This is a genomic window from Enterococcus sp. DIV0806c (assembly GCF_051710905.1).
Lineage (GTDB): Bacteria > Bacillota > Bacilli > Lactobacillales > Enterococcaceae > Enterococcus_B > Enterococcus_B mundtii.
In genome coordinates this window covers 2,991,591-3,016,467 of the sequence record NZ_JBIOLO010000001.1, presented here as the reverse complement: position 1 = coordinate 3,016,467, position 24,877 = coordinate 2,991,591, and the positions used below count along the sequence as shown (strand labels likewise).

The 24,877-nt window shown below is 39.9% G+C and carries 23 protein-coding genes and 1 riboswitch; of the genes, 20 read left to right on the top strand and 3 right to left on the bottom strand.

The window, feature by feature from the left end; genetic code table 11:
- Nucleotides 1–52 precede the first annotated feature (52 nt).
- Both IGK77_RS13980 and thiT read left to right on the top strand, forming a co-directional pair.
- A complete protein-coding gene (locus IGK77_RS13980) occupies nucleotides 53–1,021 on the top strand; it encodes a ribose-phosphate diphosphokinase (protein ID WP_019722356.1) in 969 nt (322 codons plus the stop codon).
- A gap of 23 nt (nucleotides 1,022–1,044) precedes the next feature.
- A riboswitch (TPP riboswitch) is annotated at nucleotides 1,045–1,147 on the top strand.
- An 83-nt stretch (nucleotides 1,148–1,230) separates the two neighbouring features.
- Nucleotides 1,231–1,815 (top strand): energy-coupled thiamine transporter ThiT, encoded by a 585-nt coding sequence (gene thiT, locus IGK77_RS13975; protein ID WP_071866541.1) that lies wholly within the window; start codon nucleotides 1,231–1,233, stop codon nucleotides 1,813–1,815.
- 53 nt (nucleotides 1,816–1,868) lie between these two features.
- Here the strand turns inward: thiT and IGK77_RS13970 are convergent, their stop codons facing one another.
- Nucleotides 1,869–2,645, bottom strand: coding sequence for a hypothetical protein (locus IGK77_RS13970; protein WP_071866542.1), 777 nt, complete (start codon nucleotides 2,643–2,645; stop codon nucleotides 1,869–1,871).
- Between the two features lie 231 nt (nucleotides 2,646–2,876).
- Here IGK77_RS13970 and IGK77_RS13965 point away from each other — a divergent pair, with 231 nt between their 5' ends.
- From IGK77_RS13965 to mreD, 16 genes are all read left to right on the top strand, one after another.
- Nucleotides 2,877–4,568: a patatin-like phospholipase family protein gene (locus IGK77_RS13965; protein ID WP_438713223.1), complete on the top strand. Its 1,692-nt coding sequence runs from the start codon at nucleotides 2,877–2,879 to the stop codon at nucleotides 4,566–4,568.
- Complete coding sequence (locus IGK77_RS13960) at nucleotides 4,538–4,756, top strand: YdbC family protein (protein ID WP_019722353.1); 219 nt, start codon at nucleotides 4,538–4,540, stop codon at nucleotides 4,754–4,756. Before IGK77_RS13965 ends, IGK77_RS13960 begins: the two co-directional genes overlap by 31 nt.
- Before the next feature lie 18 nt (nucleotides 4,757–4,774).
- Nucleotides 4,775–5,665, top strand: a complete 891-nt coding sequence (locus IGK77_RS13955) for a YicC/YloC family endoribonuclease (protein ID WP_074801781.1) — start codon at nucleotides 4,775–4,777, stop codon at nucleotides 5,663–5,665.
- Nucleotides 5,666–5,929: 264 nt separating this feature from the next.
- Complete coding sequence (gene gmk, locus IGK77_RS13950) at nucleotides 5,930–6,544, top strand: guanylate kinase (RefSeq protein WP_034688579.1); 615 nt, start codon at nucleotides 5,930–5,932, stop codon at nucleotides 6,542–6,544.
- A gap of 4 nt (nucleotides 6,545–6,548) precedes the next feature.
- The gene (gene rpoZ, locus IGK77_RS13945) at nucleotides 6,549–6,854 is read left to right on the top strand and encodes a DNA-directed RNA polymerase subunit omega (RefSeq protein WP_010734097.1); all 306 of its coding nucleotides are present in this window, start codon (nucleotides 6,549–6,551) and stop codon (nucleotides 6,852–6,854) included.
- 190 nt (nucleotides 6,855–7,044) lie between these two features.
- Nucleotides 7,045–9,453 carry a primosomal protein N' gene (priA, locus tag IGK77_RS13940; protein WP_074801783.1) on the top strand — a complete coding sequence of 803 codons (2,409 nt, stop codon included), beginning with the start codon at nucleotides 7,045–7,047 and terminating at the stop codon, nucleotides 9,451–9,453.
- A gap of 13 nt (nucleotides 9,454–9,466) precedes the next feature.
- Nucleotides 9,467–9,958 carry a peptide deformylase gene (def, locus tag IGK77_RS13935; protein ID WP_071866546.1) on the top strand — a complete coding sequence of 164 codons (492 nt, stop codon included), beginning with the start codon at nucleotides 9,467–9,469 and terminating at the stop codon, nucleotides 9,956–9,958.
- Nucleotides 9,951–10,895 carry a methionyl-tRNA formyltransferase gene (fmt, locus tag IGK77_RS13930; protein ID WP_010734100.1) on the top strand — a complete coding sequence of 315 codons (945 nt, stop codon included), beginning with the start codon at nucleotides 9,951–9,953 and terminating at the stop codon, nucleotides 10,893–10,895. Before def ends, fmt begins: the two co-directional genes overlap by 8 nt.
- Nucleotides 10,895–12,253, top strand: a complete 1,359-nt coding sequence (gene rsmB, locus IGK77_RS13925; RefSeq protein ID WP_074801785.1) for a 16S rRNA (cytosine(967)-C(5))-methyltransferase RsmB — start codon at nucleotides 10,895–10,897, stop codon at nucleotides 12,251–12,253. Before fmt ends, rsmB begins: the two co-directional genes overlap by 1 nt.
- 12 nt (nucleotides 12,254–12,265) lie before the next feature.
- Complete coding sequence (locus tag IGK77_RS13920) at nucleotides 12,266–13,006, top strand: Stp1/IreP family PP2C-type Ser/Thr phosphatase (RefSeq protein ID WP_010734102.1); 741 nt, start codon at nucleotides 12,266–12,268, stop codon at nucleotides 13,004–13,006.
- Nucleotides 13,003–15,051 carry a Stk1 family PASTA domain-containing Ser/Thr kinase gene (gene pknB, locus IGK77_RS13915; RefSeq protein WP_074801787.1) on the top strand — a complete coding sequence of 683 codons (2,049 nt, stop codon included), beginning with the start codon at nucleotides 13,003–13,005 and terminating at the stop codon, nucleotides 15,049–15,051. Before IGK77_RS13920 ends, pknB begins: the two co-directional genes overlap by 4 nt.
- 151 nt (nucleotides 15,052–15,202) lie before the next feature.
- The gene (rsgA, locus tag IGK77_RS13910; protein WP_029593934.1) at nucleotides 15,203–16,102 is read left to right on the top strand and encodes a ribosome small subunit-dependent GTPase A; all 900 of its coding nucleotides are present in this window, start codon (nucleotides 15,203–15,205) and stop codon (nucleotides 16,100–16,102) included.
- A 12-nt stretch (nucleotides 16,103–16,114) separates the two neighbouring features.
- Complete coding sequence (gene rpe, locus IGK77_RS13905; protein WP_074801789.1) at nucleotides 16,115–16,765, top strand: ribulose-phosphate 3-epimerase; 651 nt, start codon at nucleotides 16,115–16,117, stop codon at nucleotides 16,763–16,765.
- On the top strand, nucleotides 16,765–17,403 hold the full coding sequence (locus tag IGK77_RS13900; protein WP_065096082.1) for a thiamine diphosphokinase: 639 nt from the start codon (nucleotides 16,765–16,767) through the stop codon (nucleotides 17,401–17,403). The genes rpe and IGK77_RS13900 overlap by 1 nt, the downstream gene beginning before the upstream one ends.
- Before the next feature lie 159 nt (nucleotides 17,404–17,562).
- Nucleotides 17,563–18,417 carry a rod shape-determining protein MreC gene (gene mreC, locus IGK77_RS13895; RefSeq protein ID WP_010734107.1) on the top strand — a complete coding sequence of 285 codons (855 nt, stop codon included), beginning with the start codon at nucleotides 17,563–17,565 and terminating at the stop codon, nucleotides 18,415–18,417.
- A 3-nt stretch (nucleotides 18,418–18,420) separates the two neighbouring features.
- Nucleotides 18,421–18,945 carry a rod shape-determining protein MreD gene (gene mreD / locus IGK77_RS13890; RefSeq protein ID WP_065096081.1) on the top strand — a complete coding sequence of 175 codons (525 nt, stop codon included), beginning with the start codon at nucleotides 18,421–18,423 and terminating at the stop codon, nucleotides 18,943–18,945.
- Between the two features lie 131 nt (nucleotides 18,946–19,076).
- Here the strand turns inward: mreD and IGK77_RS13885 are convergent, their stop codons facing one another.
- Nucleotides 19,077–20,372 (bottom strand): ISL3 family transposase, encoded by a 1,296-nt coding sequence (locus IGK77_RS13885; protein WP_438713035.1) that lies wholly within the window; start codon nucleotides 20,370–20,372, stop codon nucleotides 19,077–19,079.
- A gap of 458 nt (nucleotides 20,373–20,830) precedes the next feature.
- Here IGK77_RS13885 and IGK77_RS13880 point away from each other — a divergent pair, with 458 nt between their 5' ends.
- On the top strand, nucleotides 20,831–22,324 hold the full coding sequence (locus IGK77_RS13880) for a C40 family peptidase (RefSeq protein ID WP_071866551.1): 1,494 nt from the start codon (nucleotides 20,831–20,833) through the stop codon (nucleotides 22,322–22,324).
- 122 nt (nucleotides 22,325–22,446) lie between these two features.
- On the opposite strand, the gene IGK77_RS13875 is transcribed toward IGK77_RS13880, so the two are convergent.
- Nucleotides 22,447–24,246 carry a M3 family oligoendopeptidase gene (locus tag IGK77_RS13875; protein ID WP_071866552.1) on the bottom strand — a complete coding sequence of 600 codons (1,800 nt, stop codon included), beginning with the start codon at nucleotides 24,244–24,246 and terminating at the stop codon, nucleotides 22,447–22,449.
- Nucleotides 24,247–24,368: 122 nt separating this feature from the next.
- Here IGK77_RS13875 and IGK77_RS13870 point away from each other — a divergent pair, with 122 nt between their 5' ends.
- Entirely contained in the window at nucleotides 24,369–24,875 is a 507-nt protein-coding gene (locus IGK77_RS13870; RefSeq protein ID WP_071866553.1) for a VanZ family protein, read from the top strand.
- The last annotated feature ends 2 nt before the right edge of the window (nucleotides 24,876–24,877 follow it).

The following is a 24,877-nucleotide window of genomic DNA, read 5'->3' as shown; positions in this document are numbered from 1 at the left end:
TGACTAGTATTTATTAGGTAGTAGAGTTGTGAAAAAGAAAGCGGAGGTCCTCATGTCCAAACATTACTTTGATCCAAGATTAAAAATATTTGCATTAAACTCAAATCGTCCATTGGCAGAAAAAATTGCTGCAGCTGTTGGGGTTGAATTAGGAAAATCATCCGTCACTCAATTTAGTGATGGTGAGATCCAAGTCAATATCGAAGAAAGTATCCGTGGTTCACACGTATATGTTATTCAATCAACAAGTAGTCCGGTAAATGATAACCTGATGGAACTGTTGATCATGATCGATGCATTGAAGCGTGCAAGTGCCAAAACGATCAACGTTGTAATGCCGTATTACGGCTACGCACGTCAAGACCGTAAAGCGCGCGCGCGTGAACCAATCACTGCAAAATTAGTGGCAAATATGATCCAAAAAGCTGGAGCAACAAGAATGTTGACACTTGACTTGCACGCAGTCCAAATCCAAGGTTTCTTTGATATTCCGGTCGACCATTTGATGGGCGCACCACTGATTGCGAATTACTTCTTAGAAAAAGGGATTCAAGGCGATGATGTTGTCGTTGTTTCACCTGACCATGGTGGTGTTACTCGTGCACGCAAATTGGCTGAATTTTTAAAAGCACCAATTGCAATCATTGATAAACGCCGTCCAAAAGCAAACGTGGCAGAAGTGATGAATATCATTGGTCAAGTAGAAGGCAAAACGTGTGTCTTGATCGATGACATGATCGATACAGCTGGAACGATCACATTGGCTGCCAATGCGTTGAAAGAAGCTGGAGCAGTGAGCGTTTATGCTTCATGTACACATCCTGTACTGTCAGGACCTGCTTTACAAAGAATCGAAGACTCTGCAATCGAGCGCTTAGTTGTAACGGATTCAATCTATTTGCCAGAAGATCGCAAAATTGATAAGATTGACGAAGTAAGCGTTGGTGGTTTGATGGGTGACGCAATCAAACGTATCCATGAAAACAAACCAGTTAGTCCTTTATTTGAAACAAAAAGATAAAGGAAAACAAAAACTAAATAATTACAATCACAAAGGGGAGTCCATTTTGGGCTGAGACTGAATATATTCTAAACCCTTCGTACCTGTTTCGGTTATGCGAGCGTAGGAATTGTGAATGAATAGCTAGTGTGAAAGCACGAAGCTGTTTGTAAAAAAACAAACTTGCTTCCTCCTTTGTGATGTCCAATTATAAAGGAGGAAGCTTTTTTATGAATAAGAATCATCGTGTCTGGATCGAGGGAACGATCGTCGCAGCATTATCTTTAGTGTTGTCAATGATTCCTCTACAAATCGGTAGTAGTTTTGCAATCTCGCTCGGACAAATCCCTTTAACTTTATTTGCCTTGAGAAGGGGTTGGAAAGCTGGTATGGGATCGGCCTTTCTGTGGGGAATCCTTCATTTTCCCATGGGAACTGTCTATTATTTGAGTGTCATCCAAGTATTGATCGAGTATCCGATCGCGTTCACGTTTGCTGGCGTTGCAGGGATTTTTTCGCAAAGAATGCAGCAGAGTTATCTGCAAGGCAATCGTAAGAAAATGGCCTCAACGATCATTTTAGCGACATTCGTTGGTGTGACTGCCAGATATTTCTGGCATTTTGTCGCTGGGGTTGCTTTTTGGGGAAGTTTCGCACTATGGGGGATGAATCCATGGTTGTTCTCCTTAGTCATGAATGGCGCTAGTGGGTTAGCTACTGGGATTGTAACAACTATTGTCCTACTAGGTATTGAACAGACCGTTCCTTCTTTATTTGAAGGAGAAGGATTGCAAGTACGTAAAAGCAAAAATTAAAAAAAGGCGTAAAGGTAGCTACCTTTACGCTTTTTTAGTGGAGTTGAATTTCATTATACAAATGTGTTGTAGACAAAATCAGAAACGTTGCCGTCTAGTTGCCAACGTTGTTGAGTGGCATGATAGACGAGAACAGCTACCGGTTTTTCTTCCAAGTAACGTGTCCCTTTTAATTTCCAAACGTAATCTTCAATGACATAAATCGGGATCTCATACTTGTCATCGACCAAACCTGCTTGATCAAACGAAAAAATGATTCCTTCTTGCATCAAATTACGCATCTTTTTCAGTATCTCCACACTGATTTTTTCAACGGGGATCTCTTTTCGAAAGAATGATTTTTTTTCGTTGATTTTCCCCGCCAAGATCGTGCTTAATTTGTTGGCAAAAATCCGATAAAATTCATCTAAATAACGATAATAGGTTCTACCTAGATGGTCGCTCAAATCAAAATAAACAAAGTTATTTTGTAATTTATAGAAAAAAGGTGAATGGAGATGTGTTTTCATATGACCAAAATAAAGCAACTCTGAGATTTCTAAAGGACTTAATTCTTTTAACATCGTCAAATCAGTAAAATCGATCCATTTAAGATCCGTATTATTGTTACGGCTACGAACGGTTTGGAAAAATCTTTGGATATTCTCAGTTCCACGAATGACCTTCAAGCCTGTGTGTGATTCATATTCTCCAGCAGATGCGGAAGGGTCCAACAAAAGTAGATTTTGAGGAAAATGCACGATGCTATTTGAAAAATCATTGATAGTCAGCCCTTTGGTCAAAACGGCGTTACTAGTTGTATCGATATGTACATATACTGAATCACTCATCATGCTCCTCCTCCCCTGTATCTCATCCCTTTCATTTTACAACATTTACTGAAAAAAAGCTTGTTTCTTTTATTTTAAAATTCGATTACAAAGCAACTTTTTTTTATGAATAAAAGATGAACATAGAGTAAAAATTTATATATATATAACACTGGTATCGGATAACTATTCACCCCGCCCTTTTTTTCTGATTACTGATATAATAAAAGAAAAAGAGAATACGAGGTGTCTATGAAAGTTCAAAAAGTCTATTGGTCGGAACGTTATCAGCAGAATCGAGTGCAGCAAGCAAAACAAGTTTTTAGTTTTTTTACTACACATCAAGAAAGCCGGCAACATTTTTGGCAACAGGCAAAAAAACAACAGGCATGGAAGATCGTATCGAAAAGGCTGAACATTTACTTTACTGCAGAAATAACGAATGAAAAAATGATCTATACCAACGTGTTGATTGAAGAAGAATATTGGCAGTGGTCCGATATTTTCCTATTGTTAGAAAGTACGGGTCGTTATTTTTTCAAAAAATACGGACTCGTCCGCTTTGATCATTCGATCTCACCCAACATGGTCGACCTTTTCCACCGAAGTGGTTATTCGGGAACGCAATCGTTTGAGAAGGAACTTTCCTATCATACAGGGCTTGTCTTAGGTGGGGGCGGGGCGCATGGAGCTTATCAAATAGGTGTTTGGAAAGCATTGAAAGAAGAAAATCTAGAGATTTCACTCGTTACTGGCACTTCTGTAGGTGCGCTAAATGGGGCTTTAGTCGTTCAGGATCAACTAGCACAAGCCATTGAGTTATGGCAGGAACTATCAACCAATCAAGTATTGGCTTTACCAGAGGTTGCCTTATCAGAAGATTTGAGGCAACGTTATATCCAAGAAGCCAGCTTGATGACACGTCGTGCAGTAGTCGAAGGAGGAACCTCGATTGCACCGTTGGAAGCGTTACTAGAGCAATACCTAGATGCAGAAAAAATCAAATGTACAGAAAAACCGCAACTCTATACAATCGCAACTAAAATCCCAGAATTTCAAGAAACAGTTACAAAGATGCAAGCATTAGAACCAACAGAGATCGCCGATTGGATCCTCGCCTCTGCTTCTTTTTATCCTGCCATGGCTTATCGCCAGATCGATGGATCAAAATATGTTGATGGTGGCTATCGAAATAACGTGCCAGTAGATGTTGCTATCCAACAAGGTGCAACCGAAGTCTTGATTGTCGATGTCCAAGGACCTGGTGTAGCCAAAAAATACAAGGAACCTGATGCTTTGGTGACCTGGAAATGTTGTTCAAACTGGTCTTTAGGTGGTTTCTTAGTTTTTGAGCGACAAAGAAACCAATTGAATATCCAATTAGGTTATTTAGAAGCTAAAAAATGTTTAGGGATCTATCAAGGAAACTGGTATACGTTTGAAACCGCAAAGCCAGCTGAACGTTATTGGCGACGTTTCTTACGTTTCTTAGTCGAAACACTTGATTTAGACGTATCCTTTTTTTACAAAGAAAAATTCTGGCGGGACTTGCGTAATGTATATAAAGACAGGGTCACAAGTGAAACATGCGGATTGGCGATGCTTGAGCTACTAGCGAAACAAAAATTGATCTTACCGAATAAAGTGTATACCGTCGAAGAAATGTTACCAATCATTTGCCAAGAAAGTAAAATCGATGAAGCTTTTTTAAAAAAGGTCGGTCAATTAAACGCCAGCGAATGGTTGAAGTTTCGAAAACTGGAGCGAAATGCTAAAATACACGTAATGAAGGAACACGCGATCTACCAATACGTGAAAGAAAAAAAGCGTGATCGCTTACAACGAGAACTCAATGCAGATACAGTAGAAACTCTGATGTATCTCTATCTTTATCATCTAAAGGAGGAACAAAAATGGCACAAGAATTCTCATATGAGATCGTAGAAGAAATTGCAGTATTATCTGAAAACAATAAAGGATGGCGCAAAGAATTGAACTTAGTGAGTTGGAATGGTAGACCACCGAAATTTGACTTGCGGGATTGGGCACCGGACCATGAAAAAATGGGTAAGGGACTAACATTAACGAACGAAGAGTTTGAAGAGTTACAAAAAGCAATTAAAAATATGTAAAAGAAAGGACTCTGTCGCATGAAGAGCATGACTGGCTTTGGCAATGCCATCCGCGAAAAAAAGAACTATCAACTTGAAATCGAGATCAAAAGCGTCAATCAACGGTTTTTAGATATCCAGATACGTAGCCCTAAAGTATTAGGCTTTGTTGAGAATGAACTGAGACAATTGATCAAAACGAAGTTAAGTCGAGGGCGTGTCGATGTCTTTATCAACCTAACATATTTAGGTGAACAAGATAAAAAAGTGACGATCAATTGGCAACTGATCGATACGCTCTATACACAGATGACTACCGGTATTAAAGAAAGGTATGGCGAAGCGAACGCATTGTCGATCGGTAAACTGATCGAACGTTTTGCACTAAACGAAGAGTTTGTGACAATTGCTGAAGCAACGGAAGAGGATCAAGAATTACTTGCACAATTAGCGAAAGAAACGATGCAAACGGCACTTCGTTCAATCGAAGAAAGTCGGAGTATAGAAGGCCAAGCTTTGGCGAACGTTTTACTTCAACAAACCGCAGAATTAAAACAAAATATTGCTGGATTAGCTAGCTTTGTCGAGATTTACGAGCAAGAATTTCAGACGAGATACCAAGAAAAATTAGAAGCTTTTCTTGGTACAGAAGTTGAGCGAGATCGTTTATTGACCGAAATAGCGATTCTTTTAGAGCGTGGCGATATCCATGAAGAAATCGACCGTTTAATCATCCATACGCAGAAATTGGAAGAGCTACTTGAAGCAGATTATCCCATCGGTAGAGAACTAGATTTCCTTTTACAAGAGATGAATCGCGAAATCAATACGATCGGCTCAAAATCAAGCGCGATCGAAATCAAAAACCATGTTGTTCAGTCTAAAACGATTTTAGAAAAAATCCGTGAGCAAATCCAAAATATTGAATAAGTGTCCAGCCTGTCTGATCGATGACCTGTCCGTTAGGCAGGATTCCGTCTTATTTCCAAAGAGGTTACTTCTGTTCCCGCCATTTATTCGTTTTTTAGGTATACAACAAAAGTAAATTTTACTTTTGTCTCGGACTCTTTAGTGGGAAGTAGACTAGCTTTTTCTAGGTTTTCTAGCTATAATAAAAAAATAGCCTTGAAAGTTGCAAGAAAAAAGTGCAAAATAAGCAATAGTATAAAAAAGACTAGTTGAAAGGACGTCGTCATGTCAGAGCGTGGATTATTAATCGTGTTGTCTGGTCCATCGGGTGTGGGAAAAGGCACAGTGCGAAAAGCAATTTTTGAGAGTGAGGATAATGATTTCCAATATTCGATTTCGATGACGACACGCAAGATGCGTGAAGGAGAAGTTGAAGGAGTCGACTACTATTTCCGAAGCCGCGAAGAATTTGAACAAATGATCGCTGAAGGCGAAATGTTGGAATATGCAGAATATGTCGGGAATTATTATGGTACACCACTATCGTATGTCAACAAAACCTTAGACGAAGGAAAAGACGTTTTTCTTGAAATTGAAGTCCAAGGTGCACAACAAGTAAAAGAAAAAGTACCTGACGGCGTATTTATTTTCCTGACGCCCCCAGATTTAGCTGAATTGAAATCACGAATCGTTGGGCGTGGGACAGATGCAGATGAAGTAATCGAAGAACGAATGAAAGTCGCTAAGGAAGAAATCGAGATGATGGCACTGTATGACTATGCTGTTGTTAATGATGAAGTTCCATTAGCGGTCAACCGAATCAAAGATATTATTGCAAGTGAACATTTCCGTGTCGATCGTGTCATCGGAAAATATATCAAAATGTTAAAGGAGATGTAGTCTTATGATGTTAAAGCCTTCAATCGACTCATTATTAGATCGCGTGAATTCAAAATATTCTCTAGTGATCTTAGCAAGTAAACGTGCACATGAATTAGACGCAAAAGCACAACCAACAATGGATTCATTTGATTCTGTCAAAAGTGTTGGACAAGCTTTAGAAGAAATCGAAGCAGGAAATGTGATCAGTGATCCACATCCTGAATTAAAACGTGAACGTCTACGTATGGAAGACGAAGAACGTCGTGCGCAAAAAGACCGTGCACAACAAGAATTAGAGTCGCGTATTCGTGACGAGCAAAAACTATAAGATCAACTCACTATTCAGCTTATGGATAGCGAAAGATTTGAGCTTGGGAAATGTTCCTAGGCTCTTTTTTTTCCTGCGTTAATTTTTTGTTAGGATTTGGCAGAAAGTAAGACAAAACAAGGAATCTCTAGTAAAATAGGCAAGAGCCATTTTGTGTTTAAAACCAAGATGAAGAAAGGAGAAGGAGTCCATGACTGTTATTGCGGATGTGATTGTCGATGTACCAACTATGCAAACCGATCAAGCATTCACCTACTTGGTTCCTTCTGAAATGGAAGCGGCTATCCAAGTCGGTATGCGTGTAGCGATACCATTTGGAAACGGCAATCGCCAAGTCCAAGGCTTTGTGATGGCGTTGACAGCCAACGAGCAACCTCTTAAAAAAGAATTAAAGCCGATCCTTCAATTACTTGACTTGGCACCTGTTGTCAATCAAGAGTTGATGAGGTTAGCAGACTATATGAAAACCATTACTTATGCTTTTAAGATCACCTGTTTACAAACGATGCTCCCAAGTGTCATGAAAGCAGAATACGATAAGCTCATTTACCCAGTGACCGATGAACCAGAAGTCGTTGCATTTTTCGCAGGTAGACAAGAGATTTCTTGGAAGGAAGCGGAAGAAACTGGGATCTTACCGCAATTGATCCGTTGGCGTAAAAACAAGCTAGTTGATATCCGTTACGAAGTCCATACAAAAAACAAAGTGAAAACGATCCGTGTCGTTCACTCTCTTTTGTCAAAAGCACAACTCGATGAAGCTTGGGGCACCTTGAGACAAAATGCGAAAAAACAAAAAGAATTACTTCTTTATTTGTCAGAAATGGAAAACCCGATGCCTATTGCTTATTTCAAAGAAAAAGGAGTCAGTTCTGCCGTATTGAATCAAGGTAGAGATAAAGGTTGGTTGCGTATCGAAGAAGTCGAAAGTTATCGCGACCCTTATAAAGATCGGATATTTGAACGAACGACTGCCTTACAATTGAATGAAGAGCAACAATCGGCGGTTCAGCAGATCATTGAAGCCTGTCATCAGGAAAAGAATGACACCTTTTTACTTGAAGGAATTACTGGTAGTGGGAAAACGGAAGTCTACCTTCAAGCCATTGCGGATGTCTTGGCAGAGAAGAAGACAGCGATCATGTTGGTCCCTGAAATTGCATTGACCCCTCAGATGGTCGAACGATTTAAAGGGCGCTTTGGAGAATCCGTCGCAGTTTTACATAGTGGCTTGTCTCAAGGTGAGAAATATGATGAATGGCGTAAAATCGAGCGCAATGAAGCGCAAGTCGTCGTCGGTGCACGTTCAGCGATCTTTGCCCCACTAGACAACATTGGTTTGATCATCATTGATGAAGAGCATGAATCAAGCTATAAGCAAGATGAAACCCCGCGTTACCATGCCAGAGATTTAGCTATATGGCGTGGGAATTACCATCATTGCCCGATCGTTTTGGGGAGTGCGACACCTTCCCTCGAATCAAGAGCCCGTGCACAAAAAGGGGTCTATCGCATGTTGCACTTGAGTCAGCGTGCGAAAATGAGTGCGCAATTACCTGAGATCGAAGTCGTCGATATGCGTGAAGAATTCGAAAAGAATCAAGCATCGACGTTCTCTCAATTATTACAAGAAAAAATCCAAGATCGATTAGAAAAAAAAGAACAAACAGTTCTTCTATTGAATCGACGAGGGTATTCTTCCTTTGTGATGTGCCGAGATTGCGGCTTTGTCTTGCCTTGCCCAAATTGCGATATCTCTTTGACTCTCCATATGGATTCTCGCTCGATGCGTTGCCATTATTGTGGGCATGAAGAAGCGATCCCGCATCGTTGTCCAAATTGTGGAGAAAACAAAATCCGGTATTATGGAACGGGAACACAAAAAGTGGAAGAAGAGCTAAAAGTACTTTATCCTCAAGCAAGAATCTTGCGGATGGATGTGGATACCACAAGAAAAAAAGGCGCGCATGAACGAATCTTACAAAAATTTGGGGACAAACAAGCGGATATTCTATTAGGAACGCAGATGATCGCAAAAGGGTTAGATTTTCCTGATGTGACCTTAGTCGGCGTTCTGAATGCAGACACATCGTTGAACCTGCCAGATTTTCGTTCTAGTGAACATACCTTCCAACTATTGACACAAGTCTCCGGAAGGGCAGGAAGAGCCGAAAAAGCTGGGGAAGTTGTGATCCAAACATTTAATCCGAATCACTATGCGGTAACTTTAGCAAAGGAACAAAATTATGAACGCTTTTATCAACAAGAAATGAATGTACGCCATCGTGGAGGCTATCCGCCTTATTACTTCACTGTGAAAATCACGACGAGTCATCCAGAAGAACAAGTCGCAGCCAAAAAAATCTTTCAGATCGCCAGTCAATTAAAGCAAGTATTAGGAACGAACAGCCTTCTGTTAGGTCCGGTACCTAGCACCGTTTTACGTGTGAAAAATCGCTATTACTATCAGCTGATCATCAAATATAAACATGAACCAGAACTGCCTAACGTCCTGAAAGAAATTTTGGATCAAAGTCAAAAAGAACAGCGACAAAATCTATTTGTTGCGATCGACAATGAGCCGCTACATTTTATTTAAGAAAGGAAACACTATGAGTTATCCAATAATGATCCACCCAAATAAAAAATTGAATCGAAAAGCCCAACCAATCGATATGATCACTGATGAGACAATCGTCTTGTTAGATAACTTGTATGAAACAATGGTGGCAAATGACGGAGTCGGCATCGCCGCGCCGCAAGTCGGCAAAAATCAGCGGATCGCTATTGTTGAAGTCGATGAAGGGGATAAGTTTGAACTCATCAATCCTGAGATTATCGAGGCAAAAGGAGAAAGTATCGATGTGGAAGGTTGCTTAAGTATTCCGCATGTCTACGGTACAGTCAAACGTGCAGATGAAGTAACGGTTCGATATTATGATCGTGACGGAGAGGAAATCGAAGTCACTGCGTTTGGTTATCTTGCACGCGCCTTTCAACATGAGATCGATCACTTAGATGGGATTTTATTTATCGATAAAATGATCGAACAAATCCCCGAAGAAAAACTCGAAGAATACATGGAGGAACATTTAGATGACTAAAATCGTATTTATGGGAACCCCAGCATTTTCAGTTCCTGTACTAGAAGGGCTGATCGACCAAGGGTATGAGATCGTCGCTGTCGTGACACAACCTGATCGACCAGTGGGAAGAAAAAAAATCATTACCCCAACACCTGTGAAAGTGGCGGCTTTGAAGCACGATCTTCTTGTGCTACAGCCAGAAAAAATCACGGGTTCTCCAGAAATGCAAACAATCATTGATTTGCAACCAGATGTGCTGGTAACAGCTGCGTTTGGTCAATTCTTGCCGGAGAAACTATTGCAAGTTCCAACACATGGAGCAATCAATGTTCATGCCTCTTTGTTGCCAAAATATCGTGGTGGTGCACCAGTCCATTATTCCATTATCAACGGGGAAAAAGAGACAGGTGTAACGATCATGGAGATGATCAAAAAAATGGATGCGGGTGGTATTTTCTCACAAGCAAGCCTACCAATCACTAAACAAGATGATGTCGGTACGATGTTTGAAAAACTTAGTCTATTAGGCAAAGAGTTATTGCTAGAAACACTACCGAAAATCATTTCTGGCGAATTGACGCCTACGCCTCAAAATGAGGACCAAGCAACGTTTTCACCGAATATCACACGTGAACAAGAAGCAATCAATTGGGAAAAAACAGCAGAAGAAATCGACTGCCAAGTTCGTGGCATGCGTCCATGGCCCATTGCTTTTACAACCTATGAAGGAACACGCTGGAAGCTTTGGGCAGTAGATGTGTTGGCAGATGAGACGACATCTGAAACACCAGGAACTATCATCCATAAAGATAAAAAACAATTATGGGTAGCTTGTGGGGAACAGACGGTATTATCGATCAAAGAACTACAACCTGCCGGTAAAGCAAAACAACTAATACAAGAATTCCTAAATGGCAGTGGACAACAAGTCGCTGTAGGACAGCAGGTGAAATAATGGCGAAAATACCCAAAAAAATGAAACGTTCGGTTCGCTTTATGGCGTTGATGACATTAGAGCGTGTCAACAAAGGTGGAGCATACTCCAATCTATTATTGAATGAGATGATCAACCAAGGCGACCTTAACCAAAAAGATATCGGTCTGTTTACAGAACTAGTGTATGGAACGATCAGTCGCCATCGTTTGATTGCATTTTATGTTGCGCCATTGATTGCAAATGCAAAAAAAGTGGATGACTGGGTCAAAACTTTGCTGTATTTGTCTGTCTATCAACTCGAATTTTTAGATAAAGTACCTGATCATGCAATTTTGAATGAAGCAGTAGAAATTGCAAAAATCAAAGGCAACCCCGGCACAGGGAAATTTGTGAATGGCGTATTAAGAAATTATTTACGTCAAGGAAAACCTGATCTGGAAACTATCACAGATGAAGTCGAACGTTTAGCCGTTAAATTAAGTCTGCCGAATTGGCTGACACAGCGCTTGATTAACCAAATCGGCTACGAGGAAACAGAAAAGTTAGGTCTTTCATTGTATCAACCAAGTCATGTGAGTGGCCGTATTGATACCCGTAAACTTTCGCGTGAACAAGCACTGGATCAATTGAAAGAAGAAGGACTAGATGTAAAAGCAAGTCCAATAAGCCCATATGGTGTGATTGCTGAAAAGGGCAGACTCGCCTCTACGACACTTTTTCACGATGGCTTGATGACGATCCAAGATGAAAGCTCGATGCTTGTTGCACCAGCGATGCAGATTGAGCCAGAACATCATGTACTAGATGCCTGCGCTGCCCCTGGTGGCAAAACGGCCCATATCGCCACGTTCCTTGATCCAACTTGTGGAGGAGAAGTCGTGGCTCTAGATGTCCATGACCACAAAGTAAAACTAGTGGAAGAGAACGCTCGCCGTTTAGGAGTTGCCAACGCAGTGTTCGCACAAAAAATGGATGCACGTGAAGTCAAAGAACAGTTTGAAGCAGAACAATTTGACCGTATTTTAGTAGATGCTCCATGTTCCGGTTTTGGCTTGTTACGCCGAAAACCAGATATTCGTTATAAAAATAATGAAAAAGAATTAGCCAATTTACCGGCTATCCAACTAGCTATTTTGGAAAGTGTAGCTACGGCTCTTAAACCTTCAGGAATATTGACCTACAGTACTTGTACGATTTTGAAAGAAGAGAATCAAGAAGTTGTTTCAGCGTTTTTACAACGACATCCTGATTTTGAGAAGATTGATGTTTTAGTTGATCCTGTGCTACAATCATCAATCAAGGAGAAGATGTTGACGTTGTATCCACATCAATCTTATACAGATGGCTTTTTCATTTGTTGTTTGCGCAAAAAGTAATGAGGTGAAAGTATGCAGATTGAATATCAATCAGATGTAGGAAGAAGACGTAATACGAATCAAGATTATGTCAGTGTATTTGAAAACCAAGTCGGTCTCACGCTGGCGGTTTTAGCAGATGGCATGGGTGGGCACCGCGCAGGCGATATTGCTAGTCAAATGGCCGTCACAAACTTAGGGAAAGCCTGGGAAGAGCAAGCGTTACTTGATGACGAAAAAATCGCGCAGTGGTTTATCCAAGCGATCCAAGAAGAAAACCGCGCGATTCATCAATTAGGACAAGAACAGCTTGAATATAACGGAATGGGAACAACGATCGTAGCAGCTGCCCTATCAGAGGAACGTTTCACGATTGCCAATGTTGGGGATAGTCGTGCGTATTTGCTTCGCGACAATCGGATCATTCGCTTGACGGAAGACCATTCTTTAGTAAATGAATTAGTCAAATCTGGTGAAATCAGCGAAGAAATGGCCGTCAATCATCCACGTAAGAACATCTTGACTCGATCTGTCGGCATGCCAGGATCATTAGAAGTCGATGTTGCAACGTATCTTTGGCAACTCCAAGATCGTTTACTTCTATGTTCGGATGGTTTGACGAATATGCTGTCAGAAGAAACGATCGGTACGATCATCAATCAAGAAGGATCATTATCAGAAAAAGTAACGCAATTAGTGGATCAAGCAAATGAAGCCGGCGGAGCAGATAATATCAGCGTTCTTCTTATTGAATACAAGGAGGATGTTGCATGATTGAGCCAGGAAGAAAATTAAATGGTCGTTACCAAATTACCGGTAACATCGGTAGTGGCGGTATGGCAAATGTCTTTTTAGCCCATGACTTGATTTTAGATCGAGATGTTGCAATCAAAGTCCTACGCTTTGATTTCCAAAATGACCAAACGGCGATCCGTCGTTTTCAACGAGAAGCATTAGCGGCAACCGAACTAGTTCATCCAAATATCGTCAGTGTTTATGATGTCGGTGAAGAAGATAACATGCAGTACTTAGTTATGGAATATGTAAAAGGAATGGATTTAAAACGGTATATCCAAACGCACTATCCGATTCCTTATGAAACAGCAGTAAACATCATGCAACAAATCTTGTCTGCGATTTCTTTAGCACATAGCCATCAAATCATCCACCGAGATCTAAAACCACAAAATGTCTTGATCGATAATGAAGGTGTTGTGAAAATCACCGATTTTGGTATTGCGATTGCTTTATCGGAAACATCGATCACCCAAACGAATACGATGCTTGGTTCGGTTCACTACCTTTCACCAGAACAAGCAAGAGGTAGTATGGCGACAAAACAATCAGATATCTATGCGTTAGGGATCATTTTATATGAAATGCTGACAGGGAGCGTTCCTTTTGATGGGGAATCAGCTGTCACCATTGCACTGAAACATTTTCAGGATGACTTGCCTTCAATCAAAGAGTTAGATCCAGGGGCACCTCAGTCATTGGAGAATGTGGTCTTGAAAGCAACAGCCAAAGAACCTGTCGACCGGTATAAAACGGCAGAAGAAATGGCAGATGACCTAGTAACGGTGTTGTCGTTAGAACGAGCAAACGAAGAAAAATGGCAACCCCAGGCGATGGACAACGAAACAAGAGTATTGACACCACTGACGGCAGAAACACCGATGCCAGATTCCTTTAAGTCAATGCCTCTTCCCGAAGAGAAACCAGCGGAAGAATTACCAGATCCCGAAGAAACAATGCCAGATGTAAAGACTAAAAAAAGAAAAAAATGGTGGATCATTTTGCTGGTCTTGCTTGCTTTGTTAGGAATTGGGACAGCGATTTTATTTGCTTCAGGTGGACGAGGAGAAGTAACGGTTCCCGATGTTTCGGGTCAATCCGAAGCTTCAGCAAGAGAAGCTTTGACACAAGCAAAATTAAAGGTAGCAACGAACACTGAAGAAATTGCTGACGATACGATTGAGAAAGGAAATGTGGTCAAAACAGATCCAGCCTCAGGAACAACAGTGAAACAAAATCGTGAAGTCACGCTTTATATCAGTACAGGTAAGAAGAAAATCCAACTCGATGATTTTACGGGTATGTCTTACGATGAAGCGCGCAAGCAGCTACTGGATTTAGGTTTCTCTTCAAGTAGAATCAAAAAAGAAGAAGAATTTAGTGATGAGGTCACTAGTGGAAATATCATCTCACAATCAGAAGATGAAGGAACAGAAGTCGATCCCACATCAGATACGATTACTTTTACTGTTAGTAAAGGAAGTCAGCCGACGATGAGCGATTACACCGGACAAAACTATGAAACAGTTCTTAGTATTTTGAGAACGAATGGCTATACGAATATCAGTGCAACGAATGATTATAGTGATACGGTCCCAGCCGGTGCAATCATCAGTCAGTCACCAAGTTTTGGGGAACCATTGACGGATGCGACATTTATTAGTTTCGTGGTGAGTAAAGGACCAGATGCGAAGACACTGAATGACATTTCTGGTTATACGAAAAGTGATGCGCAAAGTTACTTATCTGGTATCGGTGCCGACTACATTGGTCATGAAACGTATGAGTTTTCAGATACAGTAGAAAAAGACAAAGTGATCCGTACAGATCCAGGAGTAGGTGCATCGATCACATCAGGAACGATCGTCAATGTGATTTACTCAAAAGGACCAGACCCAGCGAAAGCATCATCAAGTTCTGAAAAAGATTCTTCCAGCAGTTCTTCTAGCAGTTCAAGCAGTAGTTCAAGTTCCGAAACAACTAGTAGTAGTACCACTACAACGTCCTCGACGGATAGTGACTAGTAGACAGAATTAAACGAACTAAAACGACAATGATAAAAAATAGATCTGAGAATTCAAAATGTCGTCGGCATTTGAGGAAATTCTTAGGTCTATTTTTTGGTGATTTCTCCTAACTTCTGCTGTCCTATGGTAAAATATACTAAAAATGGAGGTGGGTTTCATTAAAGGGCAAATCAGAAAAGCAATAAGTGGATTTTATTACGTATATAAAGATGGAGAGACCTATCAGACACGAGGTCGAGGGAATTTTCGTAATCGAAAGATCACGCCCCTTGTTGGCGATCAAGTCATATTTGAAAGTGAAAACAAGACCGATGGCTATCTACTAGAAGTTTTACCACGTAAAAATCAATTAGTACGACCACCAGTAGCAAATGTTGATTTAGGAGTTGTTGTGACGAGTTTGATCGAACCAACATTCTCTTATAATCTACTCGACCGTTTTTTAGTCATGTTGGAATATGAATCGATCGAGCCAGTGATCTATTTGACGAAAACGGATTTAGCTGTCGATTCTACACAAATAAAAGAAATTAAAGAGACTTACGAAAAAATTGGCTATCCAGTGATCGTCCCTCGCACACAGGGTGATACGGATGAATTAGTTCGCTATTTTCCAGAAAGACTGACTGTTTTCATGGGACAGTCAGGTGCAGGTAAATCGACGTTGCTCAACCAAATCTCACCAGAGCTTGAGTTAGAAACAGGTGAAATATCTGATTCTTTGGGACGGGGACGTCACACGACAAGACATGTCGAGTTATTACCACTTTATGATGGATTGGTTGCCGATACACCAGGTTTCAGTTCTATTGATTTCTTAGTCATCGAACCTGTCGAGTTATCCAAACAATTCCCTGAATTTGTCGATGCTTCTGTAGACTGTCGCTTTAGAGAGTGTATGCACGTAAAAGAGCCAGATTGTGAAGTCAAACGAAGAGTAGCGGCAAAAGAAATTGCACAGACTCGCTATGACAATTACTTGCAATTTTTGCAAGAAGTTGAAAACCGTAAACCGATGTACAACAAAAAAGAAACTAGAAGAAAGTAGGAGGGTATTTTTATGAAAATAGCACCATCGATTTTAAGCGCAGATTTCGCCAATCTCCAAACAGACATTGAACGAGTAGAAAAAGGTGGAGCAGACTATATCCATGTGGACGTAATGGACGGCCAATTCGTTCCCAACATTACATTCGGATCGAATGTAGTGCAAGCAATTCGTCCGGTCACAAAACTACCGTTAGACGTTCATTTGATGATCATCAATCCTGAAAATTATATTGCTGATTTTGCAAAAGCAGGTTCAGATATCATTACGGTCCATGTGGAATCGACACCACATATCCATCGTGCGATCCAGATGATCAAAGATTTAGATGTCAAAGCAGGGGTCGTTATCAATCCTGGTACACCGATCGAAATGATCAAGCATGTTTTGCCTTTAGTTGATCAAGTGTTAGTGATGACAGTCAATCCAGGCTTTGGCGGACAAAGCTTTATTACAGAAACAGTGGATAAAATCGCAGAGTTAGCGGAATTACGCAAGGTGAACGATTGGACCTATCAAATCGAAGTGGATGGTGGAATCGTTCCAGAAACTGCAAAAATTTGTCATGAAGCAGGTGCAGACGTATTTGTGGCAGGCTCCTTTGTCTATAGTGCAGAAGATCCAGCAGCTCAAATCGATCAATTGAAAAAGGCATTAGGCTAATGGAAGTATTACTTGTTGCAGGCGGATCACCAGAAAATTGGCCAGACTTGTCACAGCAATCATTTGATCGATACGTGGGCATCGACCGTGGGGCACTCTATTTGCTTGAAAAAGGCTATTCGTTAGATCTAGCAATCGGTGATTTTGATTCATTGTCTTCCTCAGAATATCAACGAGTATCCGATAAAGCTGTCGAAGTACACCAAGCGCCAGCAGAGAAAGACGATACGGACACTCAGCTAGGTTTAGCAAAGACATTCGAACACTTTCCAGAAGCAAGCGTGACACTGATCGGTGCAACTGGTGGAAGATTAGATCATTTATTAGCTAATCTATGGTTAGCATTAGAACCACGGTTTCAACCTTTTATACGACAGATCCAAATACAAGACAAACAAAACGTAATCACTTACTATCTACCAGGAGCTTACGAGATAAAAAAAATTCCTGAAATGAAGTATTTAGCTTACTGTTGTTTGACACCTGTTAGTCAATTGACATTATCTGACAGCAAATATCAACTATCAAACGAGGAAGTATCTCGTCCAACTTCTTATGCAAGCAATGAATTTGTCACTGACAAAGCATCCTTCAGCTTCTCTGAAGGAATCATTTCAGTCATCCAAAGTAAAGATTGATGGATCGGTTCAGGACAAAGTAGCAAAAGAAATGAAGCGGAAAAATGACAGTTTAAATTATTTGCTAAAAAAAGCTTAAAAGAAGGGTCGAGCCTTTTGTTTCCCCTTATTTAATGATAAAATTACAGGTAAGAGTCTAATTTAATTCGAGGTGTCTTTGTGAAGAAGTTCAATCCTAATAAAAATATCATTATTACCTTAGTCATCGTTATTATTGTAGTAACGGTCCTAAGTGTGACAGCTGCCCAGCGAGCGAATGAAGGAAAGCCCAATTTCTTCCAATCTATTGTGAACGACAGTGTCTCTTTTGTCGATCGGACGATTTCTGCTCCGGTCAAATGGGTCCAAAATGGCGTGGATTCAGTACATCATCTTTTCACCACCTATTCAGAAAATGAACGGTTAAAAGAAAAAATCGACAGCTATGATGAGATAGCTCAAAAAAACAAGAACATGCAAAAAGAAATCGATGCACTAAAAAGCGAACTCGATTTAAGCCAAACGTTGACGAGTTATGAAAGAGTCACAGCAAATGTGATCACTCGTTCACCTGACTCATGGCAAGATCTATTAGTCGTCGACAAAGGATCAAATGATGGAATCGAAGTCAATATGGCAGTCATGGCGCAAAAAGGTTTAGTCGGACGTGTCATTGAAGTCAATGCCACTTCTTCTAAAGTAGAATTGCTGACTTCGTCAAACGTAAGTTCCAACCATTTCCCTGTCCGCGTATCTTCTGGAAACGGAGAATCTTTCGGTTTACTCAAGAATTATGACGAAAAGTTACAAGCGCTAGTTGTGACACAGCTAACAGGTGACAGTGAAATCAAAGAGGGCGACGTAGTACAAACATCAGGTCTTGGAGGCAACTCGCCAGCAGATCTGCAAATCGGTACAGTCATCAAAACAAAACCAGATAGTTATGGGCTAGATCGCGAAGTCTATGTCAAACCTTATGCGGATATGTATGATCTCCCAGTAGTAACGATCATCAAACGTCTTGTGGAGGAGTAGTCCATGCTGAAAAAAGAGAAAATGACCATTTATTTGCCGATCCTCTTGTTCTTACTCATGTTGATCGATGGGCACTTTACCCGAATGATGATCAGGTGGTCGAGCGGTGACTACATGGCAAGTGCGCATCTTTTGATATTGGTTTTACTATTTTGCAGTTTGAGTTTCTCCAAACGCTACTTACTGATCACGACATTAGTTTTAGGTATTATCTTTGATTCTTACTATATTGGTGTGATTGGCATTTATGCAGTTGCTTTACCTTTATTAGTATTTATCATGTATGGGATGAAATCGGTCATCCATGTAAATATTTTTACTGAGTTTTTTAGCCTCATCATTTTCATCACAGGCTATGAGTTGTTTACATTGATCGTACAAATGGTATTCAAACTTGCGAGTGTAGATAGTACGTACTTTATCACTAAATATTTAGGTCCAACATTATTATTGAATATGGTATTGTTCGCTCTACTTGTATTCCCATTAAAGAAGCTATTTAAAGAAGGTCGGGACAGAAGTGTCTAGCCTCGCAGAATAAGGCGCCATCCACGAAAATTGTTTTTCAAATTTTTGTGGCTCTTTGTCAATAAGGACTGATGAGTTGCGAAAAATTAAATCTGGGTCAGAATGAACCTCATTCTGGCTCAGATTTTTTGTTATCTAACATTGATTAATTGATTGGTCAAAAAGATTCTAATTTTCATGTTCTCAAATGATCTAAAACCGTAGGATACTCGTTTCATCGTTTTTATGTGGGTATTCTTTGCTTCTATTTTTCCATTGGAGTAAGGATAAATCATCGCATTGGCGATGCCTTCTTCGTAGGTCAGAAGGTTTTGAAGTTTCTCACGAAAGCCGTCATCTAACGTTTCGGGAAGTTCTGCCAATAAGGAGAAAAACAAGTCAGGGTCTTTGTCTCGAAAAGCTTCAACTAATTCATGGAAAAAGGGATACGCCTCCTTTAGGGGCGTAGAAAAGCTAAGCAATCGATCAATCATCATTGCTTCAGTAAGAAATGGGTATTTAGGTGCTCGGAAACTTTTCCATGTTTTATACTCATAGTGGTTAATGTTTGCACGATTTTTTAGCAGAAAGCGCCAGTTCTTTTTCAGTTTTTCTGCATGGCTTTTCTGTCCTGCTTTACGCAGTTCATTCATTTCACGGATACGCAACTCATTGAAAGCTTGATTCATGTGTTTGACAATATGAAACCGATCAATCACTACTTTCGCATTTGGCAGAACGCGTTTGGTAAGCTGGAAGTAGGCGGCGTTCATGTCTGTGACTAAGAATTTTACTTCTTCTGGATTGATGCAGCCCAAGAAATAGTTTGTTAATCGAGGTAATTTACGCGTAGGTAAGATATCAATTAAATTACCTGTTTCTCCATCTGCGCAAATAAAGCTCATTTTATCTTCTATGGAAGTGTGCGAACGAAATTCATCAACCATCAATACTTTGGGGAGAATCCTCTTAGTGGGCTTTGGTAAATAGCTTTTAAACTCTTTCAATGTACGAATAACAGTGGTCAAAGATACCTGACAGCTTTTCGCAATAAAAGATAAAGAGACTTTTTCAGTCAGTAAAGAAGCAATTTTATATCTGACATGATCCGCAATTGAATGTCTTGGGCGGACAAAATAGCTTTGAGCAGTCCAATGGGATCGACAGTTTTTACAGGTATAGCGTTGCTTTTTTAAGCGCATAACCATTGGCATATGATTGTATTGTTCAAAGCGGACAATGATTTCCTTCTTCCCATTTTTCACCACAGTTGCTTTCCCGTTTCCATCTACCACAGTAGAACCACAACTTCTACAGGCACGAGGAGTAGGTGAGAGAATGGCATTAATGACCAATGTCTTTTCCTTATGAAAGATCTCGTAAGAGATCTTAGTAATCATCAAATCTTTATCTATTAATCTCAGCATTTTTTTGATAGAATCATTCATATAGCATATCGTCCTCTCAGTTGTTTATTTTGTGGTGATTTAATCATACTAGAGAACGATATGTTTTTTAATACCTAAAATGAAAATGAGACTAAAGAATCAATTTTGATTCATCAGTCCCATAAATTATAGAGCCATTTTTGTGGATGGCGCCTTATTTTCCGAAGAGATTACTTCTGTTCCCACCGTTTATTCGGTTTTAGATGGTGCGAAAGGACGAATGTTTCAGCCTTTTTTTATTTAATTTAAAACGGGCATTATTTAATTATTGAAAAATGTATTATGAAAATAACCATGTCATCTTACATTTCTGTCATTATAATCAGTTGTTTTGAAATGTTTTTGTAACATAACTATTATCTCATTGACATACAGCTATGGTACAATTTTGTTATCGTTAAGAAAGACTTAAATATTTTTAGATATTTATTAAATTAAGCCAGTCGGAGGAATGAAGAGTGAAAAAGAGTTTAATATCAGCAGTAATGGTAAGTTCAATGGCCTTGACTGCCGTAGCATCACCGATCGCAGCCGCGGCGGAAGATTTTGATTCTCAAATACAACAACAAGATCAAAAAATTGCGGAATTACAAAACCAACAAGCAAGTGCCCAATCTCAAATCGAGGCATTAGAAGGTCAAGTCGCTGACATCAATACAAAAGCTGAAACTTTATTAGCTAATCAAGCAACATTACGTCAAGAGTCTTCTCAATTGACACAAGAAATTGCAGATCTACAAGAACGTATCGAAAAACGTGAAGCAACAATCCAAGAGCAAGCACGTGAAACACAAGTTAGCAGCAAAAGCTCTAACTACATCGATGCAGTATTGAATGCTGAGTCATTCTCAGATGCAATCGGACGCGTTCAAGCAATGTCATCGATTGTACGTGCGAACCAAGACTTAGTGAAACAACAAAAAGAAGACAAACAGGCAGTTGAAGATAAAAAAGCTGAAAATGAAGCGAAGCTAAAAGAGTTAGCAGAAAATCAAGCGGCTTTAGAATCACAAAAAGGCGACTTACTATCAAAACAAGCTGATTTAAATGTTCTAAAAACTACTTTAGCGGCTGAACAAGCAACAGCAGAAGATAAAAAAGAAGACTTGAACCGCCAAAAAGCAGAAGCTGAAGCAGAGCAAGCACGTATTCGTGAACAAGCTCGTTTAGCAGAGCAAGCGCGTCAACAAGCAGCACAAGAACAAGCTGAAAGAGAAGCACGTGAACAAGCAGCAGCAGTTGCCGCTGCAGCAGCACAAGAGCAAGAACAAGAACAAGCTTCTTCATCAGTACAAGAATCAACAGAAGTTTCTGAATCAGCTACTTCAGAATCATCATCAAGTGCTGAATCTTCAACAGAACAATCTTCAGTTCCTGAATCATCTACATCAACAGAAGATTCAACAACTGAAAGTAGTGTACCAGAATCTTCAACAGAAGAATCTACTACTACACCATCTGTTCCAGAAACAACAACACCATCAACGCCGGAGCCAACAACACCATCAACACCGGAGCCATCAACACCTGCAACACCAGCTCCAACACCTGAACCATCAACGCCGGCACCATCAATTCCAGCGCCAACGACTCCATCTACTAATGGAGCAGCGATTGTAGCTGAAGCGATGAAATACATTGGGACTCCTTATGTATGGGGTGGAAAAGATCCAAGTGGATTTGACTGTTCTGGATTTACACGCTATGTGTACCTACAAGTAACTGGCCGTGACATCGGTGGTTGGACTGTACCTCAAGAATCAGCAGGAGCTAGAATCTCAGTTTCTCAAGCAAAAGCTGGAGACTTATTATTCTGGGGAGCAGCTGGTGGCACTTACCACGTAGCAATTTCTTTAGGTGGCGGACAATACATCCATGCACCACAACCGGGCGAAAGTGTTAAAATTGGCTCAGTTCAATGGTATGCACCTGACTTCGCTGTAAGTATGTAATTTATGAAGAACTAACTCTTAAGTGAGTTAGTTCTTTTTTTACGAAACTAAAAAGGATCGAACAAACAGTTTTGATAACTGTCTGTTCGATCCTTTAAAATTTTCTTGCTTAGAAAGCATGATCAAATAAATTCTTCCGTCAATTCCATGAAGTTTTGGATATCTTCTAAGACCATGTTGATGCCTGCTTGCCAAAAATCTGGTTTCGTTAAGTCTACACCTAAGTGTTTTTGAGCCAATTCTTCCGTTGTCATTGAAGCAGTATCGCGTAGTAAGTCGATATACTCTTGTTCAAAACTTGAACCTTGCTCGTTAGCATAGGCGTAAATACCTAAACTGAACAAGTAACCAAAAGTATAAGGGAAATTATAAAACGGTACATCATCAATAAAGAAATGTAGTTTTGCTGCCCAGAAATAAGGATGATAAGTAGATAATGCATTTGCATATCCTTCTTTTTGCGCTTCGATCATCATATCAGTGATCTCTTGTTCTGCCACTAGTCCTTTTTGACGAGCAGTATAGAATTGATTTTCGAAGATAAAACGGGAGTGGATATTCATGAACATAGCCAGAGCATTTTGTAATTTCGTATCCAATAAATTGATTTTTTCTTCTTTTGTTGATGCCGCTTTAAGTGTTGCATCAGCTACGATCAATTCTGCAAAGGTACTTGCTGTTTCAGCAACATTCATTGCGTATTCACGATTCAACGCTGGAAGATCCCACATCGTACTACTATGGAAAGCATGACCTAACTCATGGGCTAAAGTAGCGACTTCGTTGACTGAATTGCTATAAGTCATGAAGATTCTGGATTCTTGTGTTTCAGGCAATTCCGTGCAGTAACCACCAGGTCGTTTGCCAGGACGATCCTCTGCTTCAATCCAACTTTTGTTAAAAGCGTCTTGAGCAAATTCAGCCATTTTAGGACTGAATTTATTGAAATTCTCAATGATAAATGCTGCTGCTTCATCAAAGGTAAAGGTTTTTTCTTTCATATCACCTAGAATGATCGGTGCATCTTGATCTTGCCATTCCATTTTTTCTTTACCAAAAAGATTGGCTTTTCTTGTTAAGTAATCGACAAGGGGTTGTTTATTTTTTTGGATCGTCTCCCACATTACATCTAATGTTTCTTTTTTCAAGCGATTATATTCTAAAGGCTTTTGTAAGAAATCTGTTGTACCGTGTAGTTTATAGGTAGATAGACGGAACCCATCTAAATGATTCAAGGTGTCTGTAAATAAAGGTGCTTTTTCTTGCCAAGCAGTTTCCCAAGCTGTAAATAATTGTTTGCGGACTTCTGGATCAGGATCACCCATCATTTTATTGAATGCTTGACCAGCAGATAATTCAATGATTTCTCCCTCTTGTTCAAATGGTACAGTCACGCTAGCGACAATCGTATCATAATGACTACTCCAGGCATTCAAACCATCCAAAGATAATGTATTGATAATGTGCTCCTCGTTTTCAGATAACAAGCGTGCGCCATCGCGACGAATTTCGTTCATACGAAAAGCAATCGGAGCTAATTGATCTTGGGCAATCAAGTTTGTCCATTCATTGTCAGATATTTCTGCAAATTTTTTCGATAAGATCGTATCTGCTGCTTGCCAACGTGGTAACGAAGCATAGAGTTTACCAGACAAAATCTTTGCATCGGAATCTTTGACATTAGCAGATAATAAAGCAGTAATATAACTATTACATTGGCTGAAGCCATTGGTTACTTTTTCTTGAAGTGCCAAAATCGTCACAAGAGAATCGATATCTTCGGATGAAAATGACCATTGATTGATTTGTTCGTAATATGTTTCTATTTGTCGTTCTAATTGAGCCAAACGTTCATTTAATTCAGTTGAAGCACTTCCTCCAGGAAAGATAGAATCTAAATCCCAGTTAAGCGAATAAGTCATCAAAAAACCCCTCTCATATTTATGGTACTATCTCTAGTATAGCATTTAAAGAAGGAATAAGTCTTGGAGAAATTATTGTCGTTTTATGAAAAAAAAGCTATCATAGAAAGAAGAGGTGACTTATGGAGTTTTTAAAAAAACAAAGAAAAAATGGAAATTTCTATTTAGTGTTTGCATTAATGATCATGGCTATTTTATTTTATAGCTCCTCGCAAACCTATGGACAACAATCGCAACTTTCAAGAATTGATGCCTGGTTCCCAAACCAACCCTTTAAAGAAGCATTATCAGGTATCCAGTTTACTTATGGAGAAAGTGTTATCAGTATCGACCATTCTGGATACAGCAAATTCATTGAATTCTTTTTAAGAAAAGGCGCCCATTTTGGCACCTATTTTCTATTAGGAGGTAGTCTGTATCTAGGTGTATTCCCGAAAATGAAAATCTGGTGGTTAACGGGGGTTCTTGCTTGGTTATCTGCGACAGGATACGCCGGTCTAGATGAGTTCCATCAAATGTTGACAGGTGATCGTTCACCAATGTTCCAAGATGTCATGCTTGATTCGATGGGGGCATTGACTGCAGTTATTATATGTATTTTATTTACTTTTATAAAGAAGAGAAAGTAAAA